Raw genomic sequence first — 16,246 nt, forward strand, 5'->3', positions numbered from 1 at the left:
TCATCTTTTATCCACTAGCTAAAGCTTGTGGCAATTCATCAATTACCTTTTTCCTTTACACTTTTTCCTTTACCCTTGATTCTTTTCCATCATTTCAATGAAATCATCAAAAAGGAATTCTGTATCAGTTGGACCGCTGGATGCTTCAGGGTGAAACTGAGAAGCGAAAAATGGTTTGCTCACATGCTTGATTCCTTCACAGGTATTGTCGTTGGCATTAACGAATAATGGCTTCCACTCTTTCGGTAAAGTATCATTGTTGATTGCATAACCATGGTTCTGAGAGGTAATAAAACAGCGTTTGGTTCCTTCCAAAACTACAGGCTGATTGTGACTTCTATGTCCGTATTTTAGTTTATAAGTATCAGCTCCGGCAGCCAATGCCATTAACTGAGTTCCCAGACAAATTCCCATAATTGGTGTATCCTGCTCAAATGCTTTCTTTAGGTTAGCAATGGCAGCTGTATTTTGCTTCGGATCACCGGGACCATTAGAGATGAATAATCCGTCGTATTCTTCCTGGGTAAAGTCATAGTCGTGTGGAACTCGAATGACTGTTGTATCGCGCTTTAAAAGACATCTGATGATGTTGTTCTTTACTCCGCAATCCAACAATAGTACCTTGTGCTTTCCTTCGCCATAAACTTTCTTCTCTGGTGTGCTAACCTGTGCAACCAAGTTTTCAAGGTTAGGATCTTTCCATTCAGGTTCATTCTCTTCAAAAACAATTTTAGCCAGCATACTTCCCTGTTCACGAAGTTTTTTGGTCAATGCACGTGTGTCTACACCGTAAACTCCTGGAATTTTGTGCTCTTTCATCCAATCTGCAAGACTTAAACTTGCATTCCAGTGACTAAATTCTTCTGTGTAATCCGATACAATAAATGCTGATACCTGAATCTTTTCTGATTCGTAAAATCGGAACAGATCATCCTCTTGCAATGTTCCCGGAACACCGTAGTTCCCAATCAATGGGAAGGTACTCACCAAAATCTGCCCTTTATACGAAGGGTCAGTCAAACTTTCCGGATAACCGGTCATTGCTGTGTTAAACACCATCTCTCCTGCCACGGAGCCCTCATACCCAAAAGATGTACCGATGTACTCTGATCCATCTTGTAAAATTAGTTTTGCTTTTGTCTGTTGTGACATAAAAGTTCTATAAAATGGTTATTAAATTCGATTAATAGTTAAATGTGCAGTTTCTACTACCCTTATATTCTATTTAGTAAGTTCATATAAGCCTCCTTGGTCTTGTGGAAATTGAATGCCACGAATGTTTCATTCATTTTGCATACAATTCTGTCGTTGCATAAATTCCCAAGACTTCCTTCGTGAACATGATTAATTTCGCCCTCGTGCTTAAACGCTCCTTCTTCTACCAATTGTCCTACCTTCTTGTATGCATCACGGAAAGGAACCCCGTCCACAACCATCTTGTTCACTTCTTCAACCGTAAACAGATACTGGTAACGCTCGTCATTTAACACTTCTTCGTTTATCTTCACTTCTGATAGCATGATTCTGGTCATTTCCAGGCATGAAAGCATCTTATCAAACGAAGGCATAAAGAATTCCTTGGTCAGCTGATAATCTCTGTGATATCCTGATGGAAGATTAGAAGTTACTGCCTGAATTTGCGCAGGAAGCATTTGCAATGCATTGGCATTTGCTCGAATAACCTCGAATACATCAGGATTCTTCTTGTGTGGCATGATACTACTACCTGTTGTTAACTCATCAGGAAAACTTAGGAAGTTAAAGTTCTGCGAGTTGTACAAGCATGCATCCATGGCTAGTTTGGCAATGGTCATGGCCATATTGGCTAGTGCTGATAGAACTGTAAACTCCATCTTTCCACGCCCCATTTGCGCGTATACAACATTGTAGCTAAGGTTATCAAAACCTAGCAAATCGGTTGTCATTTGACGATTTAAAGGGAAAGATGAACCGTATCCTGCTCCCGATCCCAATGGATTTTGATTTACTACTTTATATGCTGATTGAAGCACCAGTAGGTCGTCCGTTAAACTTTCAGCATATGACCCAAACCACAAACCAAAAGATGATGGCATCGCCACTTGCAAGTGTGTATACCCTGGAATCAGGACATCCTTATATGTATTACTTTTTTCAATCAACAAGTCGAATAGTAATCTTGCCTCACGAACGATCTCCTCTAGTTTGTTTCGAGTAAACAGCTTCAAGTCCAAAAGAACCTGATCATTTCTCGATCTTCCACTGTGTATTTTCTTACCGATATCTCCTAAAGCTTGAGTAAGTAAATATTCAATTTGAGAGTGAACATCCTCGATACCGTCCTCAATCACAAAAGCATCGTTTTTAATGGATGAATATATTTTTCTTAGTTCTTCCTGAATTAACTTCAATTCCTTCTTTTCCAACAGACCAATAGACTGTAGCATTTCAATGTGAGCAAGTGATCCAAGTACATCAAATGCAGCCAGTTCCAAATCTAATTCACGGTCCATTCCAACCGTAAATTGTTCAATCTTCTTATCAACTTGTACGCCTTTATCCCAAAGTTTCATATTCGTGTGATTTAAGTATTTTAGGTTATTTATTTGTTGTCAATTTTAATCCGTTCAACAAGTTATAATATTTTTCGATGCCTTCCCCAATTTCTTTCACATAGATAAACTCATCTGCTGTATGTGATCTTGCTGAATCTCCTGGGCCCAATTTTAATGTGGGAAATCCTTTCATTATTGCCTGATCGGATGTGGTTGGAGAGCCATAATAGTCCATTCTTTGCTCTAAACCAGCTTGAATTAATGGGTGTTCCAAAGGAATACCTGACGAGTTCATTCTGAATGATCTTGCCTTTACATCGCTTTCAACATTCGCTTTAATAATTTCAAAAGCTTTCTCGTTAGAGTAATGCTCGTTGGTTCTAACATCCACAACATAGGTACATGATGCTGGAATTACATTGTGCTGTTTTCCTGCATTAATCTGCGTTACAGTCATTTTAACCGGCCCAAGCATTTCTGATTCATTCTCAAACTTAAAAGAATGAAACCATTCGATATCTTTTAAGGCAAGACTTATGGCATTTACACCTTCGTTTCTGGCAGCATGTCCAGGAACTCCAATGGCTTCACAATCAAGCACCATTAGTCCCTTTTCTGCAATGGCCATTTCCATTAGGGTTGGTTCTCCTACAATGCCAACGTCAATTCTTCCAATTTCATCCTGAACCAGCTCAAAGCCATTCTTTCCTGATATTTCCTCTTCTGCTGAAGCACAAAATACTCTATTGTACTCTTGCTCGGTCTCATCCAGTGCCATGAAAGTTGCCATTAGTGATACCAAACAACCTCCTGCATCATTACTTCCCAATCCGTAAAGTTTATCATCTACATCTTCAGGATTGTAAGGATCTTTGGTCCACTTTTCGTTTGGCTTTACGGTATCCAAATGAGAATTCATAAGCAAAACTGGTTTACCTTCCTTAAAATTCTTATTGAATATCCATACGTTATTGCCTTTTCTGTACACCTTATATCCAAAGTCTGATAGCTTCTTCTCCATCACATCAGCAACAAGGTTTTCCTCTTTACTGAAAGACTGGATCGAAATCAGCTCTTTTAATGTACTTAGGGCGATATTTGTGTATTTATCTAAATTCATAGTTCGTCTATTGAATAATCTGCGTGCCTGATGAATGATTGCTCTCCATTGAAACAAAATTACCGATGATTACTTCCTCAACTCCTTTCGATAAAGCATAAAATGCATTTTCAGTTTTTGGCATCATCCCAGTATTAATGACACCATCTTTTACCATTTGGGCACACTGTTCTGTATTCAAAACCGGCATTACACTACTATCATCATCGGCATCCATTAAGACTCCTAACTTTTCGAAACTGTATACTAGCTTCACCTTGTAAAAACGGCTTAAAGCAGCAGCAACTTCGGTTGCAATGGTATCTGCGTTGGTGTTTAGCAATTGACCTTTACCGTCATGTGTTATCGGCGCAATTACCAAAGTAGAGTTGCACTCAATCTGTTTGCACAAAGCCAATGTATTCACTTTCGTGATGTCGCCTACAAAGCCAAAATCAATTGTTGGATGATTACGCTTTTCTGCCAGAATTAAATCTTGATCAGCTCCACACATTCCCATCGCATTAACTCCTCTGGCCTGAAGTGATGCCACAATATTCTTGTTCACCAATCCAGCATAGACCATGGTTACCAGCTTTAAGTTTTCAGCATCGGTAATTCTTCTGCCATTCACCATTTTGGTTTTCACTCCAAGTTCTCCTGAAAGATCCGATGCCAGCTTTCCTCCTCCATGTACCAAAACCACTTTGCCACTCAAGTTTGAAAATGCATCCAGAAAGTCATTCAGTTTATCTGGATCATCAATTACGTTTCCACCAATTTTTACTACTGTTAGTTCGCTCATTTCTCTTTACAATTTGGGTTTTTACTAGTTTGTGTTAAGCCGCGCAAGTGCTTGCCAATACACAATTAAATGCTTCAATGAATTGGTCTGCCTCTTCCTTTGTAATCGAAAGTGGTGGCAACAAACGAAGTGTGTTCTGTCCTGAAGAACCTGTAAATATTCCATGTTCTTTCAATAGCTTCGTTCTAATTTCCGACATGTTTTTAATGTCGATACCAATCATTAAGCCTTTCCCCCTTATTGCTTTTATCGCTTGGTTTTCTTTTAATTTATCGATTAAATAATTACCAATTTCTACTGCATTTTCAAGCAGATGCTCTTCTTTAATTGTTTCCAGAACAGCTGTTGCAGCAGCACATGCCAGATGATTTCCTCCAAATGTGGTTCCCAACATTCCTTTCCATGCTTTGATTTCTGGTGCTATCAGAACTCCTGCAATTGGAAAACCATTTCCCATTCCTTTTGCTGTGGTAATGATATCTGGTTTTACATCTGAATACTGGTGTGCAAAAAACTTTCCACTTCTTCCAAAACCCGATTGAATCTCATCCAAAATCAACAGCACATCATTCTGTTCGCATGCTGATTTTGTTGCTTTCAAGAAATCGACACTTGGTTCAAATACACCATTAACACCTTGAATTCCTTCTATGATCACCGCTGAAACATCACCTTTTTCAAGTTCTTTTACCAGACTCTCCGTATCATTCATTTCAACAAAAATCACATTGTGTTTTGCATTGAATTCTGACGATAATTTTGGATTGTCAGTAATCGAAAGTGCTCCCCCGGTTCTACCATGAAATGCTCCTTTAATAGAGATTATTTTTGATTTCTGATTGTGGAATGATGCTATTTTCAATGCATTCTCATTGGCTTCCGCTCCCGAGTTGCATAGGAATAGCTGGTAATCATCATATTCGCTAAGCTGGCCTAATTTACTGGCCAGCTTATCTTGCAATTCGTTCTTTACCGCATTGGAATAGAAACCTAAACAATGCAGTTGATTTTCAATCCTAAACATGTAATGTGGATGAGAATGACCTATGGAGATCACTCCATGGCCGCCATAAAAATCCAGGTATTGATTTCCCTTGTCATCAGAAAGTTTCATGCCTTTTCCGTTAACAAGATTTATATCGTAACAATTATATACGTCGAATAATTTCATCTTTTTTTCCTCCTTTTAAAAACCTACAGGTTTTAAGCCTAATCCTTCTTTTTCATTCAATCCAAACATGATGTTCATGTTCTGAACTGCCTGTCCTGATGCTCCTTTTAATAGATTATCTACGACCGAGATAATCATTAATTTATTTCCATGTTTCTCAAGATATAACACGCATTTATTGGTGTTAACTACTTGTTTTACATCAGGTGTTACATCAGAAATTGAAACAAAAGGGTGTTCTGAATAATAAGATTGATATTTCTCTTTTGCTTCTTCAATGCTCCACTTGCAATCAGTATAGATTGTTGCCATGATTCCTCTGCTAAAATTCCCTCTTACCGGAATAAAGTTGATTGCTTTTGAGTAATCAGGCTGCAACTGAAGCATAGATTCAGTAATTTCAGCCAAATGTTGATGTGTAAAGGCTTTGTAAACTGCTACATTGTTATTCTTCCAGCTAAAATGAGAAGTTACCGTTGGATTTTGTCCTGCTCCGGTCGATCCTGTTATAGAATTTACATGGATTTCTTCATTTAATTGCTTTTCTTCTGCCAATGGAAGTAAGCCCAATTCAATACAGGTAGCAAAACATCCTGGATTTGCAATTCTATTAGCCGTTTCAATGCTTTCCTTATTCAATTCTGGCAATCCGTAAACAAAACCACCATTATTGTTTTTAGGTCTGTAATCAGTACTTAAATCAATAATATACAAATCATTCGGCAAGTTATTCTGTTCTAAGAAAGCCTTGGTTTTTCCATGGCCCGAACAAATAAATATCACATCAACCACTGAATAATCAGCTTCTCCAAAAATTAAATCTGTATCACCAAGTAAATCCTTGTGCACATCAGTAATTGAATGGCCTGCATGGCTTGTACTTTGTACAAAAGCAATATTTACAATTGGGTGCCAAACTAATATGCGTAGCAATTCTCCTGCAGTATATCCTGCACCACCTATAATTCCAACATTCACCATCTTATTGCTTATTTACGGTATGATAAATTTGAAGAGAATTTGCAAGGATGTTTGTAAAACCTTTTACATCATCTGCTGTCCAACCTTCATTGCTTTCGCCATATTGACCAAACAAGTCAGACATCAAATCATTTGGAGATTCAATTCCTTCAACAAGAAACTGTTTTGGGCTCATATTAATGAAAACTGTACCATTCACATTCTTTTGTGAATCAAGAAGGAAAGTTTCCATATTTCTCATTACTGGCTCCAAATATTGCGCTTCGTGAAGCAACATTCCATAGAAATTGGAAATCTGTTCTTTCCAGTACATTTGCCACTTTGTTAAAGTGTGCTTTTCCAAAGTCTCATGAGCTTTTATAATCATTAGAGGAGCTGCAGCTTCGAATGCTACTCTACCTTTCGTACCAATAATGGTATCACCTACGTGCATGTCTCTTCCGATACCGAAAGCTGCACCAGCGGCTTCTATTTTTTGTATTGCCTCTAAAGCGTGGGCTACCTTTTCGCCATTAACTGCCACCAATTCACCTTCTTTAAACTCAATGCTTAACTTCTCAGGCTCTGTTTTTTCAACTTGCTTTGGATAAGCTTCCTCAGGCAATGGCTCGCTTGAAGTTAGCGTCTCTTTTCCTCCAATACTGGTTCCCCAGATTCCAGCATTAATCGAGTACTTCATTTTCTCGAAGTTCGCATTAATACCATGATCTTTCAAGTACTGAATTTCAGTTTCTCTGCTTAATTCAAGATCTCTGGTTGGAGTAATAATTTCGGCATTTGGAGCCATGATTTTAAAAATCAAATCGAATCGAATCTGATCATTTCCAGCTCCCGTGCTACCGTGAGCAATATAATCTGCATTAATGGAATGAGCATATTGAGCAATGGCCATTGCCTGAAATGCTCTCTCTGAGCTTACTGATAATGGGTATGTATTGTTTTTAAGCACATTCCCCATAATCATGTACTTGATACATTTTTCGTAGTATTCTTTTGTAATATCCAGCGATACGTGTTCAACAACGCCCAATTGTTTGGTTCTATCTTCAATTTCAGCCAGTTCTTCATCGCTAAAACCACCTGTATTTCCTAATGCTGTGTACACATCCATCCCCAACTCCTTAGAAAGGTAAAGTGCACAATATGTTGTATCTAATCCGCCGCTATATGCTAATACTACTTTTTTCTTATCTGTTGTCATTGTTTTTTCTTTTTAGATTGATTGAATTGTTTATTTGCTTTCGTTTGGATTGGGTGTACCATTTTTACTCGGATTGAATAACATCCCTGTACAAAGGCACATTTTCCTATCCGTTCTTTGCAGAATATCGTAGTTCACACAACTACTACATCCTTTCCAAAATGATTCATCAGCTGTTAATTCTGAGAATGTTACTGGTCTGTAACCCAAATCCGAATTGATCTTCATTACAGGAAGGCTGGTGGTTAAACCAAAGATTTTAGCTTGAGGATATCGCTTCCTTGACAACTTAAATGCTTCTGCCTTGATTAATTTCGCTAATCCTACCGCTCTGTATTCCGGATCAACAATTAAACCTGAATTGGCAACATACTTACCATGTTCCCAGGTTTCTACATAACAGAATCCTATTACTTTAAAATCGTCAAAAGCAATGATAGCTTTTCCTTCCTGAATCTTTTGCACTAGGTACAAAGGATTTCTTTTTGCAATTCCGGTACCGCGAATTTTTGCAGCCCTTTCAATCATATCACAAATTTCTGTCGCATAATCAATATGCCTTAAATCTGCTACAATGACACTTATTTTTTGCTCAACTTCCATTAATGTGTCTATCATTTGTTAGTCTCTAGGTTTCCCAAAATAATGCTACACCAGTAAGGCATAACCACTTGTTATTAATATCAATAAAGAATGTTTCTTTTAGTTTGCTGTTGTTTAAATTCCGAAACCATCGTCGTCGGAATTCTAAGGAGTTGTTTCTAATCATCTTATTTTGTTTTAATTATTTCACACAAAAAAAGCCTACCGCAGGAACGGTAAGCTTAATACAGTTTATATATATCTGACAATCAGATACAGCAAGCTCATCCGTCCCTCCTGGGTAACAGTTACTTCGCAAATGGCGTCGGCTTTCTGTATAGATTATACTTTTCATTTTTATATTCTTTAATTCAATTGCTTTTCAATAGTTCAAAAAAAAGGCTTACCGGGAAAAACGGTAAGCCTTCTAAATATTGTTCTTAATCATTGATTACACGACAACAAGACTAAATCCGCTTTCCCTAAAGGTGCGCTCATTCGTCGTCGTCGGATGTAAAACAATTGAATCATTTGGTTTTTCTTATTCATTAAATTTCAAAAAAAAACTTTCCGAATTGGAAAGCTTGGAAAAAATCATACCAACACTTGTCCTTATCGTTACAATAAAGATCTTAAAATGCGTCGTCGAATGATTAATACTTTTTCCATGTTTCTTTTGATTTGTTGGACACAAAGATAAGGGCAAAAAATATTAAAATCCTAATGAAAAAGTATTTTTTTTACAATACTCTATTTTGAAAACCTTTGCGTAAGAAAAACTGAAATAAATTACTAATACCCCATTAAAAAGCAAGGGTAAAGATTTGATTATCTTGCTTTATAGCACCTTTTAGCATATACACCTTCTACATGTAGACAACAATTAAAGATACATTAGTCTTTTTTTATGTTCTCACTCATAGCTTAATTAATGATTTTTAACACTTTAAATGTTGATTTTTTTCAAACCATTTATAAATTACGTCGTAGAATTGCTTTAGTTGTCAAAAATTAAATAGTTGAAATCATTATGGAGTGGAAAAAAATTGTTGGGTTTGTGTTGTTTGGTTTAGCTGTTGTTACTTTTATTCTTACTTTCTCCTTTCCTTTTATTCTTGCCGGAACTAAAAAAGTTGTTTTCTTAACTGCTTCTGTTTACGTCTTAAATAAAGTATTCTTTTATTCTTCTTTGTATATTTTGGGTCAGCAATTCATTACAAAGATTGGCAAGTATCTTCCTAAATGGATTGAAAAGAAACTTCTTAAAATTTTAAGAGTTCAACCAGTTGTTGAAACTACAAAATAATGTTCGACCATTTGAATATTAAAATGCTGTCGGTATTAATATCCTTTTTTAGGATATTTTTTTGCCCAACTATCACTTAACATTAATTTTAAATTAGTATTTTAGGTGTTCTATTAAGCTTTCAGATAGGAAGTTTTGTAATCAACTGAATATCACGAAAACCTTTGCAAGAAAAAAATATGACTTTTTTCAGGTTTTAAAACGTTTCCGAAGATGAACTAAACAATAATAGTTGTTTAAAAGCATTTTTTTAAGCTATATTTGTTGCAACGGATTAGACAAGCTTAAATTTTTATCACTACATTTTTAGAATGAATTCTTAAAAGACAGCGACAATCGGATTCATTGTGTCGCTACTGATTAGTAAAGAAAGTTGGGGACTTTTTCATTAATCAGTGTCTTCTAAAAAGAAAAATCATGTCCTGGCTTCGCACTTAAATAATGCCTATGCGAAACCTAAGACCAAGCCGACAGGGTCTGTACGACCCGATGAATGAACATGACAATTGTGGAATTGGCTTTGTAGCCAATATTAAAGGAAAAAAATCGTACGAAATTATTACGCGCGGTCTGGAAGTTCTATGCAATATGGAACACAGGGGTGCTCGTGGTGCCGATAATGTAAGTGGAGACGGTGCTGGTATCTTAATGCAAGTACCACACAACTTTTACAAGAAAATCGGTATTAAACTGCCATTACCTGGAAAATATGGTACTGGCTTAATATTCTTGCCTCAAGACGAAGCAGAAGAAAAATTCTGTATTGAAGTTTTAATTCAAATTCTGGAAGAAGAAGGATTGGAATTTCTTCAATTACGTGATGTGCCTACTGACACTAACGCAATTGGGGAAATTGCAAGACAATCAGAGCCAGTAATTAAGCAAATCTTTGTTGGCGGAAACTACGAACAAGATGATTTGGAACGTCGTTTGTATCTTGCCAGAAAACAAGCAGAAAGCTATGTTAGAGCAACCAAGATGAAAGAAAAGGAGATGTTTTACATACCAAGTTTATCATCCAAGGTACTTGTTTACAAAGGAATGTTTGCCAGTGACCAACTGGGAAAATACTTTGGAGATTTACAGGATCCGAGAATGGAGTCTGCCATTGCTATGGTACACTCAAGGTTTAGTACTAATACCTTCCCTTCGTGGGATTTGGCGCAACCTTTCCGCATTGTTGCTCATAATGGTGAGATTAACACCATTAAAGGAAACAGATTGTGGATGCAAGCTCGCGAATCACTTCTTAAATCAGAATTGTATGGTGAGGATATCAAGAAATTATTCCCTGTTGTAGAACCAAATAAAAGTGACTCAGCATCTTTTGACAATGTATTGGAATTCTTATTCTTGACAGGCAGAAGTTTACCTCATGCCTTAAGTATGATGGTGCCTGAATCATGGAATGAAAAGAATCCAATTCCAGATAGTTTAAAGGCCTTTTATGAGTACCACTCAACTTTTATGGAACCTTGGGATGGTCCTGCATCTTTGGTATTCTCTGATGGTAGATACATTGGAGGAACCTTGGATAGAAACGGATTGCGTCCATCTCGTTATGTCATTACTCAGGATGATATGATTGTTATGGGCTCGGAAGTTGGAATCCAAAACTTTAAAGCAGAAGAAATCAAGGAAAAAGGAAGATTACGTCCTGGTAAATTACTGTTAGTAGATACTCAATTGGGGATTATTATTCCTGATCAGGAAGTAAAATCGCAATTGACCTATAGAAATCCATATCAGAATTGGCTAAAAGAGAATAGATTAGATCTTAAAGCAATTCCTGTAGAAAAAAGGATGCCGTCAGATATCGGAGATCATTTTGAAGTTTGCAAAGATGTATTTGGTTATTCCAAAGAGGATTTTGAGAGAATTATTTTACCTATGGCTACAGGTGGTCAAGAGCCTGTTGGATCAATGGGTAATGATTCTCCTATTCCAGCATTATCCGAAAAGCCTCATTTACTTTTCAACTATTTCCGTCAACTTTTTGCACAAGTTACCAATCCACCTATTGATTCGATTCGTGAGAATTTGGTAATGGATTTGACTAACTATATTGGAGCAGTTCAAAAGAATCTTTTGGATGAGACACCACAGCATTGTAAGTTGATTCGTTTTAAAAGTCCACTGATTACTAATACAGATCTTGGAAAAATCAAGAAACTGAGACATGAAGAATTTAGACATGCAACACTTGATATGTTATTCAAGGCGGCAGATAATGGACAAGGGCTTGAAGATGCTTTAGATTCTCTTTGTAAGCTTGCAGAAAAGGCTGTAGATGATCAAAAGAACTATATCATTCTTACAGATAGAAATGTAAGAAAAACAATGGCACCTATTCCTGTTTTGTTAGCAGTTGCTGCTGTTCACCATCACTTAATCAAGAAGCGTAAGAGAATGCAAATTGGTTTGGTTGTTGAAACAGGAGAAGCTCGAGAGGTGAATCATTTTGCATTGCTAATTGCCTATGGTGCAAGCGTTATAAATCCTTACATGAGTTATGCCGTAATTGATAAGCTTGTAAAAGAAGGTAGAATTAGCTTAGAATATAAGTCAGCACGTAAAAACTATATCAAATCTGTTGATAAAGGATTGCTTAAAGTAATGTCGAAAATGGGAATCTCGACCATTGGAAGTTACTTGGGAGCACAAATTTACGAAGCATTAGGTATCAGCAATGATGTAATCAGCAAGTATTTTACAGGTACTGCATCCCGAATTGGTGGGGTTGGCTTAAAAGAAATCTCTGAGGAAATGTTATGCCATCATAAGAAAGCATTTACAGAGAAAAATCCTTTTGAAAATCAGGACTTATTAACCAACAATGGAAGTATTCACTACCGTAAGAATGGTGAGAAACACAGTTGGAATCCAGAATCAATTGGATTATTACAGTGGTCGACAAGAACAAATAACTATGCAAAATATAAGGAGTATTCTAAATTAGTTGATACTGAAACAAGAAATCCAAACTTCTTGCGTGGATATTTCGATTTCAAATCAAATCCGATTGATATTACTGAAGTTGAGGCTATAGAAAATATCATGAAGCGATTCTGTACAGGTGCAATGTCTTATGGATCTATTTCCAAGGAGGCACATGAGGCACTGGCAATCGCCATGAATAAGATCGGTGGTAGAAGTAATACTGGTGAAGGTGGAGAAAGTTCCAAAAGATTCTTCTCTAGTGCACGTAGTTCCATCAAACAAATTGCTTCTGGTCGATTTGGTGTGAACACTGGCTATTTGGTAAATGCTGATGAGTTACAAATTAAAGTAGCTCAAGGTGCTAAACCTGGAGAAGGTGGACAGTTACCTGGATTTAAGGTGGATAAGATTATTGCCAAGTTGAGAAATTCAACACCTGGAATTACCTTGATCTCTCCTCCTCCACACCACGATATTTATTCGATTGAGGATTTGGCACAGTTGATTTATGATTTAAAGAATGTGAATCCAACGGCATGTGTAAGTGTGAAATTGGTATCAGAAAATGGAGTTGGTACTGTAGCCGCTGGCGTTGCGAAAGCTAACGCTGATTTAATTGTAATTAGTGGTGCTGAAGGTGGAACAGGTGCAAGTCCATTGAGTTCTATTAAAAATGCAGGTTTACCTGTAGAACTTGGGCTAGCTGAAGCTCAGCAGACATTGGTGCTTAATGACCTTAGAGGAAGAATTAAGCTACAAACCGATGGACAGTTGAAAACTGGTAGAGACATAGTTTCCATGGCTTTATTAGGAGCTGAAGAATTTGGTTTTGCTACAAGTGCACTTGTTGTACTAGGTTGTGTAATGATGCGTAAGTGTCACCTAAATACATGTCCTGTTGGGATTGCAACTCAAAATAAAGAATTACGAGAAAAATTCCTTGGACGCTCGGAATGGGTAGTTAACTTCTTCACTTTCCTTGCAGAGGAATGTCGTGAATTAATGGCTGAACTTGGAGTTCGTAAGTTTGATGATTTGGTTGGTAGATCTGATCTATTAGTAAAACGCAAGGATATCAAGAAATGGAAAGCTGATACAGTTGATATTCAAAACTTATTACACCTACCAGAAACAGACGGACATGAACTGTGTGGTGTTAATGCAACAATTAAATCGATTGGTGAAGTATTGGATCATGAACTAATTAAACAAGCTGAAAAAGCCTTACACGATGGTGAAAAAGTATGGATTGATTCTAAAATAAAGAATACCGATCGTACAACAGGCGCCATGTTATCAGGTAAAGTTGCGGCTTTAAAACCAAAACGAGAATTAGAAGAGGATACCATATATTGTCGATTTAGAGGCTCTGCAGGACAAAGTTTTGCAGCATTCCTTGAGAAAGGTATCACATTTAAATTGGAAGGTGATTCCAACGATTATTTCGGAAAAGGTCTTTCAGGAGGTAAAATTGTAGTACAACCACCAAACAAAACAATCTTCAAACCAGAGAAGCAGATTATTATAGGTAATACTGCAATGTACGGTGCAACAAATGGTGAAGCCTACATCAGAGGTATGGCAGGTGAAAGATTTTGCGTAAGAAACTCTGGTGCTAAAGCGGTAGTTGAAGGCGTTGGTGATCATGGTTGTGAATACATGACTGGTGGACGAGTTGTAATTCTTGGACCTACTGGTAGAAATTTTGCTGCAGGTATGAGTGGTGGTATTGCTTATGTCTTGAATATGGAAGGTCAATTGGACTACTTCTGTAATCAAAGTTTAGTATCTCTTGAACCAGTAGAAAATTTACAAGATATTCATGAGTTACAAGGCATGATACATCAACATTTACTTCTAACTCAAAGTAGTGTTGCCTCTAAAGTTTTAACTCACTGGGAAGAATATCTTCCTCACTTTGTTAAGGTAATTCCTTACGAATACAAGAAAGTATTGGAAGAGAAGAAACTGAAGAAGATTCGTCGCAAGCTAAAGCAGGCGCAATCACAAACAGAGGTGCATGAGTAAATCAATGAACAGTGAACAGTTATCAATGAACAATACTGTTTTTCGGATTGATAACTGGTTACTGATAACTGAAAATTGAAAGATTATGGGAAATCCGAAAGGTTTTTTAGAGATAAAAAGAAAAGAGGCCGGTTATCGTCCGGTAAGAGATAGAATTGGAGATTTTGGAGAAGTAGAACAAACTCTGAACTTAGAAGATAGAATAGATCAGGCATCCAGATGTATGGATTGTGGTATTCCATTTTGTCACTGGGCTTGTCCTACTTCAAGTAAAATACCTGAATGGCAAGATGCAATATATAGAGAAAACTGGGAAGAAGCAGCTAAGATTCTTCAGTCAACCAATAGTTTTCCTGAGTTTACAGGAAGAGTTTGTCCTGCTCCTTGCGAAAAATCATGTGTATTATCATTGCACAATTCGCCAGTTACCATTCGCGAGAATGAAGCATCGGTAATTGAGAAAGCATTTGATTACGGATATATCAAAGCAAGACCTGTTACAAAAAGAACAGGTAAAAAAGTAGCTGTAATTGGGTCAGGACCTGCTGGCTTGTCTGTGGCCGACCTTTTGAACCAGGCAGGGCACAGTGTAACTGTATACGAAAGAGATGATGCCATTGGTGGTTTGTTAAGATATGGCATTCCAGATTTTAAACTTGATAAATATGTAATTGATCGCAGATTAGAATTATTTATTGAAGAAGGAATTGTGTTTAAAACCAATCAAGATGTTGGAGTAAATATTTCATTTTCTGATCTGGAAAAGGAATATGATGCAATATGCTTGGCTATTGGCGCTATGAAACCACGTGATTTACCCATAAAAGGTCGTGATTTAAAAGGAGTCCACTTTGCTATGGATTTTCTAAAACAACAAAATAAAGTAGTTCGCGGTGATGAATATAGCAAACAGGAAAGAATCTCTGCTAAAGGTAAAAATGTAGTTGTAATTGGTGGTGGCGATACCGGTTCAGACTGCGTTGGGACCTCAGTACGCCAGAAAGCAAAATCAGTTACACAAATTGAGTTAATGCCAAAACCTCCTGAGCAAAGAGAAGAACAAAACCCTTGGCCTTATTGGCCTGACACTTTACGAACCTCAAGCTCTCATATGGAAGGCTGTAAAAGACGGTGGTCATTAAGTTCGAAACAATTCAAGGGAGAAGATGGGCAAGTTAATGAACTTGAAATTGTACAATTAGACTGGACAAGAGGTTCAAATGGCCAATATCAAATGAAAGAAATAGCAGGAACGGAAGAAATTCTTGAAGCAGATCTAGTATTATTAGCAATGGGATTTGTTCATCCTGTGCACGAGGGCCTAGTAAATGAGTTGAATATTGAGTTGGATTCCAGAGGGAATATTAAAACCGATATCAGTGGTAAAACCTCAAATGAAAAAGTTTACTGTTGTGGAGATGCTACTACCGGTGCAAGCCTTGTTGTGCGTGCCTTAGATAGTGGAAGAAAAACAGCCCATTCCATCCATAAGCAATTGATAAAATAAAGATTAGGCAATAAGTTAACACTAAGCATAGGCAGTTAAATGTGAGAGCCGATAGTTAAATTTTAGTAGCTATCGGTTCTTTTAATTGCTTC

12 protein-coding genes are annotated in these 16,246 nt (G+C 37.1%); 3 read left to right on the top strand and 9 right to left on the bottom strand.

All coding sequences use genetic code 11. From position 1 onward, the window contains the following. Positions 1–69: 69 nt before the first annotated feature. From carA to BXY64_RS21380, 9 genes are all read right to left on the bottom strand, one after another. Positions 70–1,152: a glutamine-hydrolyzing carbamoyl-phosphate synthase small subunit gene (carA, locus tag BXY64_RS17480; protein ID WP_120241268.1), complete on the bottom strand. Its 1,083-nt coding sequence runs from the start codon at positions 1,150–1,152 to the stop codon at positions 70–72. Positions 1,153–1,214: 62 nt separating this feature from the next. After that, entirely contained in the window at positions 1,215–2,552 is a 1,338-nt protein-coding gene (gene argH, locus BXY64_RS17485; RefSeq protein WP_120241269.1) for an argininosuccinate lyase, read from the bottom strand. A 25-nt stretch (positions 2,553–2,577) separates the two neighbouring features. After that, positions 2,578–3,654, bottom strand: a complete 1,077-nt coding sequence (locus BXY64_RS17490) for a M20 family metallo-hydrolase (protein WP_120241270.1) — start codon at positions 3,652–3,654, stop codon at positions 2,578–2,580. 7 nt (positions 3,655–3,661) lie between these two features. After that, positions 3,662–4,438, bottom strand: coding sequence for an acetylglutamate kinase (gene argB / locus BXY64_RS17495; RefSeq protein ID WP_120241271.1), 777 nt, complete (start codon positions 4,436–4,438; stop codon positions 3,662–3,664). Between the two features lie 34 nt (positions 4,439–4,472). After that, on the bottom strand, positions 4,473–5,609 hold the full coding sequence (locus BXY64_RS17500; protein ID WP_120241272.1) for an aspartate aminotransferase family protein: 1,137 nt from the start codon (positions 5,607–5,609) through the stop codon (positions 4,473–4,475). A 15-nt stretch (positions 5,610–5,624) separates the two neighbouring features. Then, positions 5,625–6,590, bottom strand: a complete 966-nt coding sequence (gene argC / locus BXY64_RS17505) for an N-acetyl-gamma-glutamyl-phosphate reductase (RefSeq protein ID WP_120241273.1) — start codon at positions 6,588–6,590, stop codon at positions 5,625–5,627. A 1-nt stretch (position 6,591) separates the two neighbouring features. Beyond that, positions 6,592–7,791 carry an argininosuccinate synthase gene (locus tag BXY64_RS17510; protein WP_120241274.1) on the bottom strand — a complete coding sequence of 400 codons (1,200 nt, stop codon included), beginning with the start codon at positions 7,789–7,791 and terminating at the stop codon, positions 6,592–6,594. A gap of 30 nt (positions 7,792–7,821) precedes the next feature. Next, positions 7,822–8,409 carry a GNAT family N-acetyltransferase gene (locus BXY64_RS17515; protein WP_245996695.1) on the bottom strand — a complete coding sequence of 196 codons (588 nt, stop codon included), beginning with the start codon at positions 8,407–8,409 and terminating at the stop codon, positions 7,822–7,824. A 10-nt stretch (positions 8,410–8,419) separates the two neighbouring features. Beyond that, the gene (locus BXY64_RS21380) at positions 8,420–8,560 is read right to left on the bottom strand and encodes a hypothetical protein (protein ID WP_170150696.1); all 141 of its coding nucleotides are present in this window, start codon (positions 8,558–8,560) and stop codon (positions 8,420–8,422) included. Positions 8,561–9,403: 843 nt separating this feature from the next. Between BXY64_RS21380 and BXY64_RS17520 the strand changes: the two genes are divergently transcribed. The 3 genes from BXY64_RS17520 (at position 9,404) to BXY64_RS17530 (ending at position 16,154) form a co-directional block, all read left to right on the top strand. Beyond that, positions 9,404–9,679 carry a hypothetical protein gene (locus tag BXY64_RS17520; RefSeq protein WP_120241276.1) on the top strand — a complete coding sequence of 92 codons (276 nt, stop codon included), beginning with the start codon at positions 9,404–9,406 and terminating at the stop codon, positions 9,677–9,679. A gap of 447 nt (positions 9,680–10,126) precedes the next feature. Next, positions 10,127–14,647 carry a glutamate synthase large subunit gene (gltB, locus tag BXY64_RS17525; protein WP_120241375.1) on the top strand — a complete coding sequence of 1,507 codons (4,521 nt, stop codon included), beginning with the start codon at positions 10,127–10,129 and terminating at the stop codon, positions 14,645–14,647. An 85-nt stretch (positions 14,648–14,732) separates the two neighbouring features. Beyond that, positions 14,733–16,154: a glutamate synthase subunit beta gene (locus BXY64_RS17530; protein WP_120241277.1), complete on the top strand. Its 1,422-nt coding sequence runs from the start codon at positions 14,733–14,735 to the stop codon at positions 16,152–16,154. Positions 16,155–16,246 lie beyond the last annotated feature (92 nt).

Origin of the sequence: Marinifilum flexuosum, assembly GCF_003610555.1 — a bacterium.
Classification (GTDB): Bacteria; Bacteroidota; Bacteroidia; order Bacteroidales; family Marinifilaceae; genus Marinifilum; species Marinifilum flexuosum.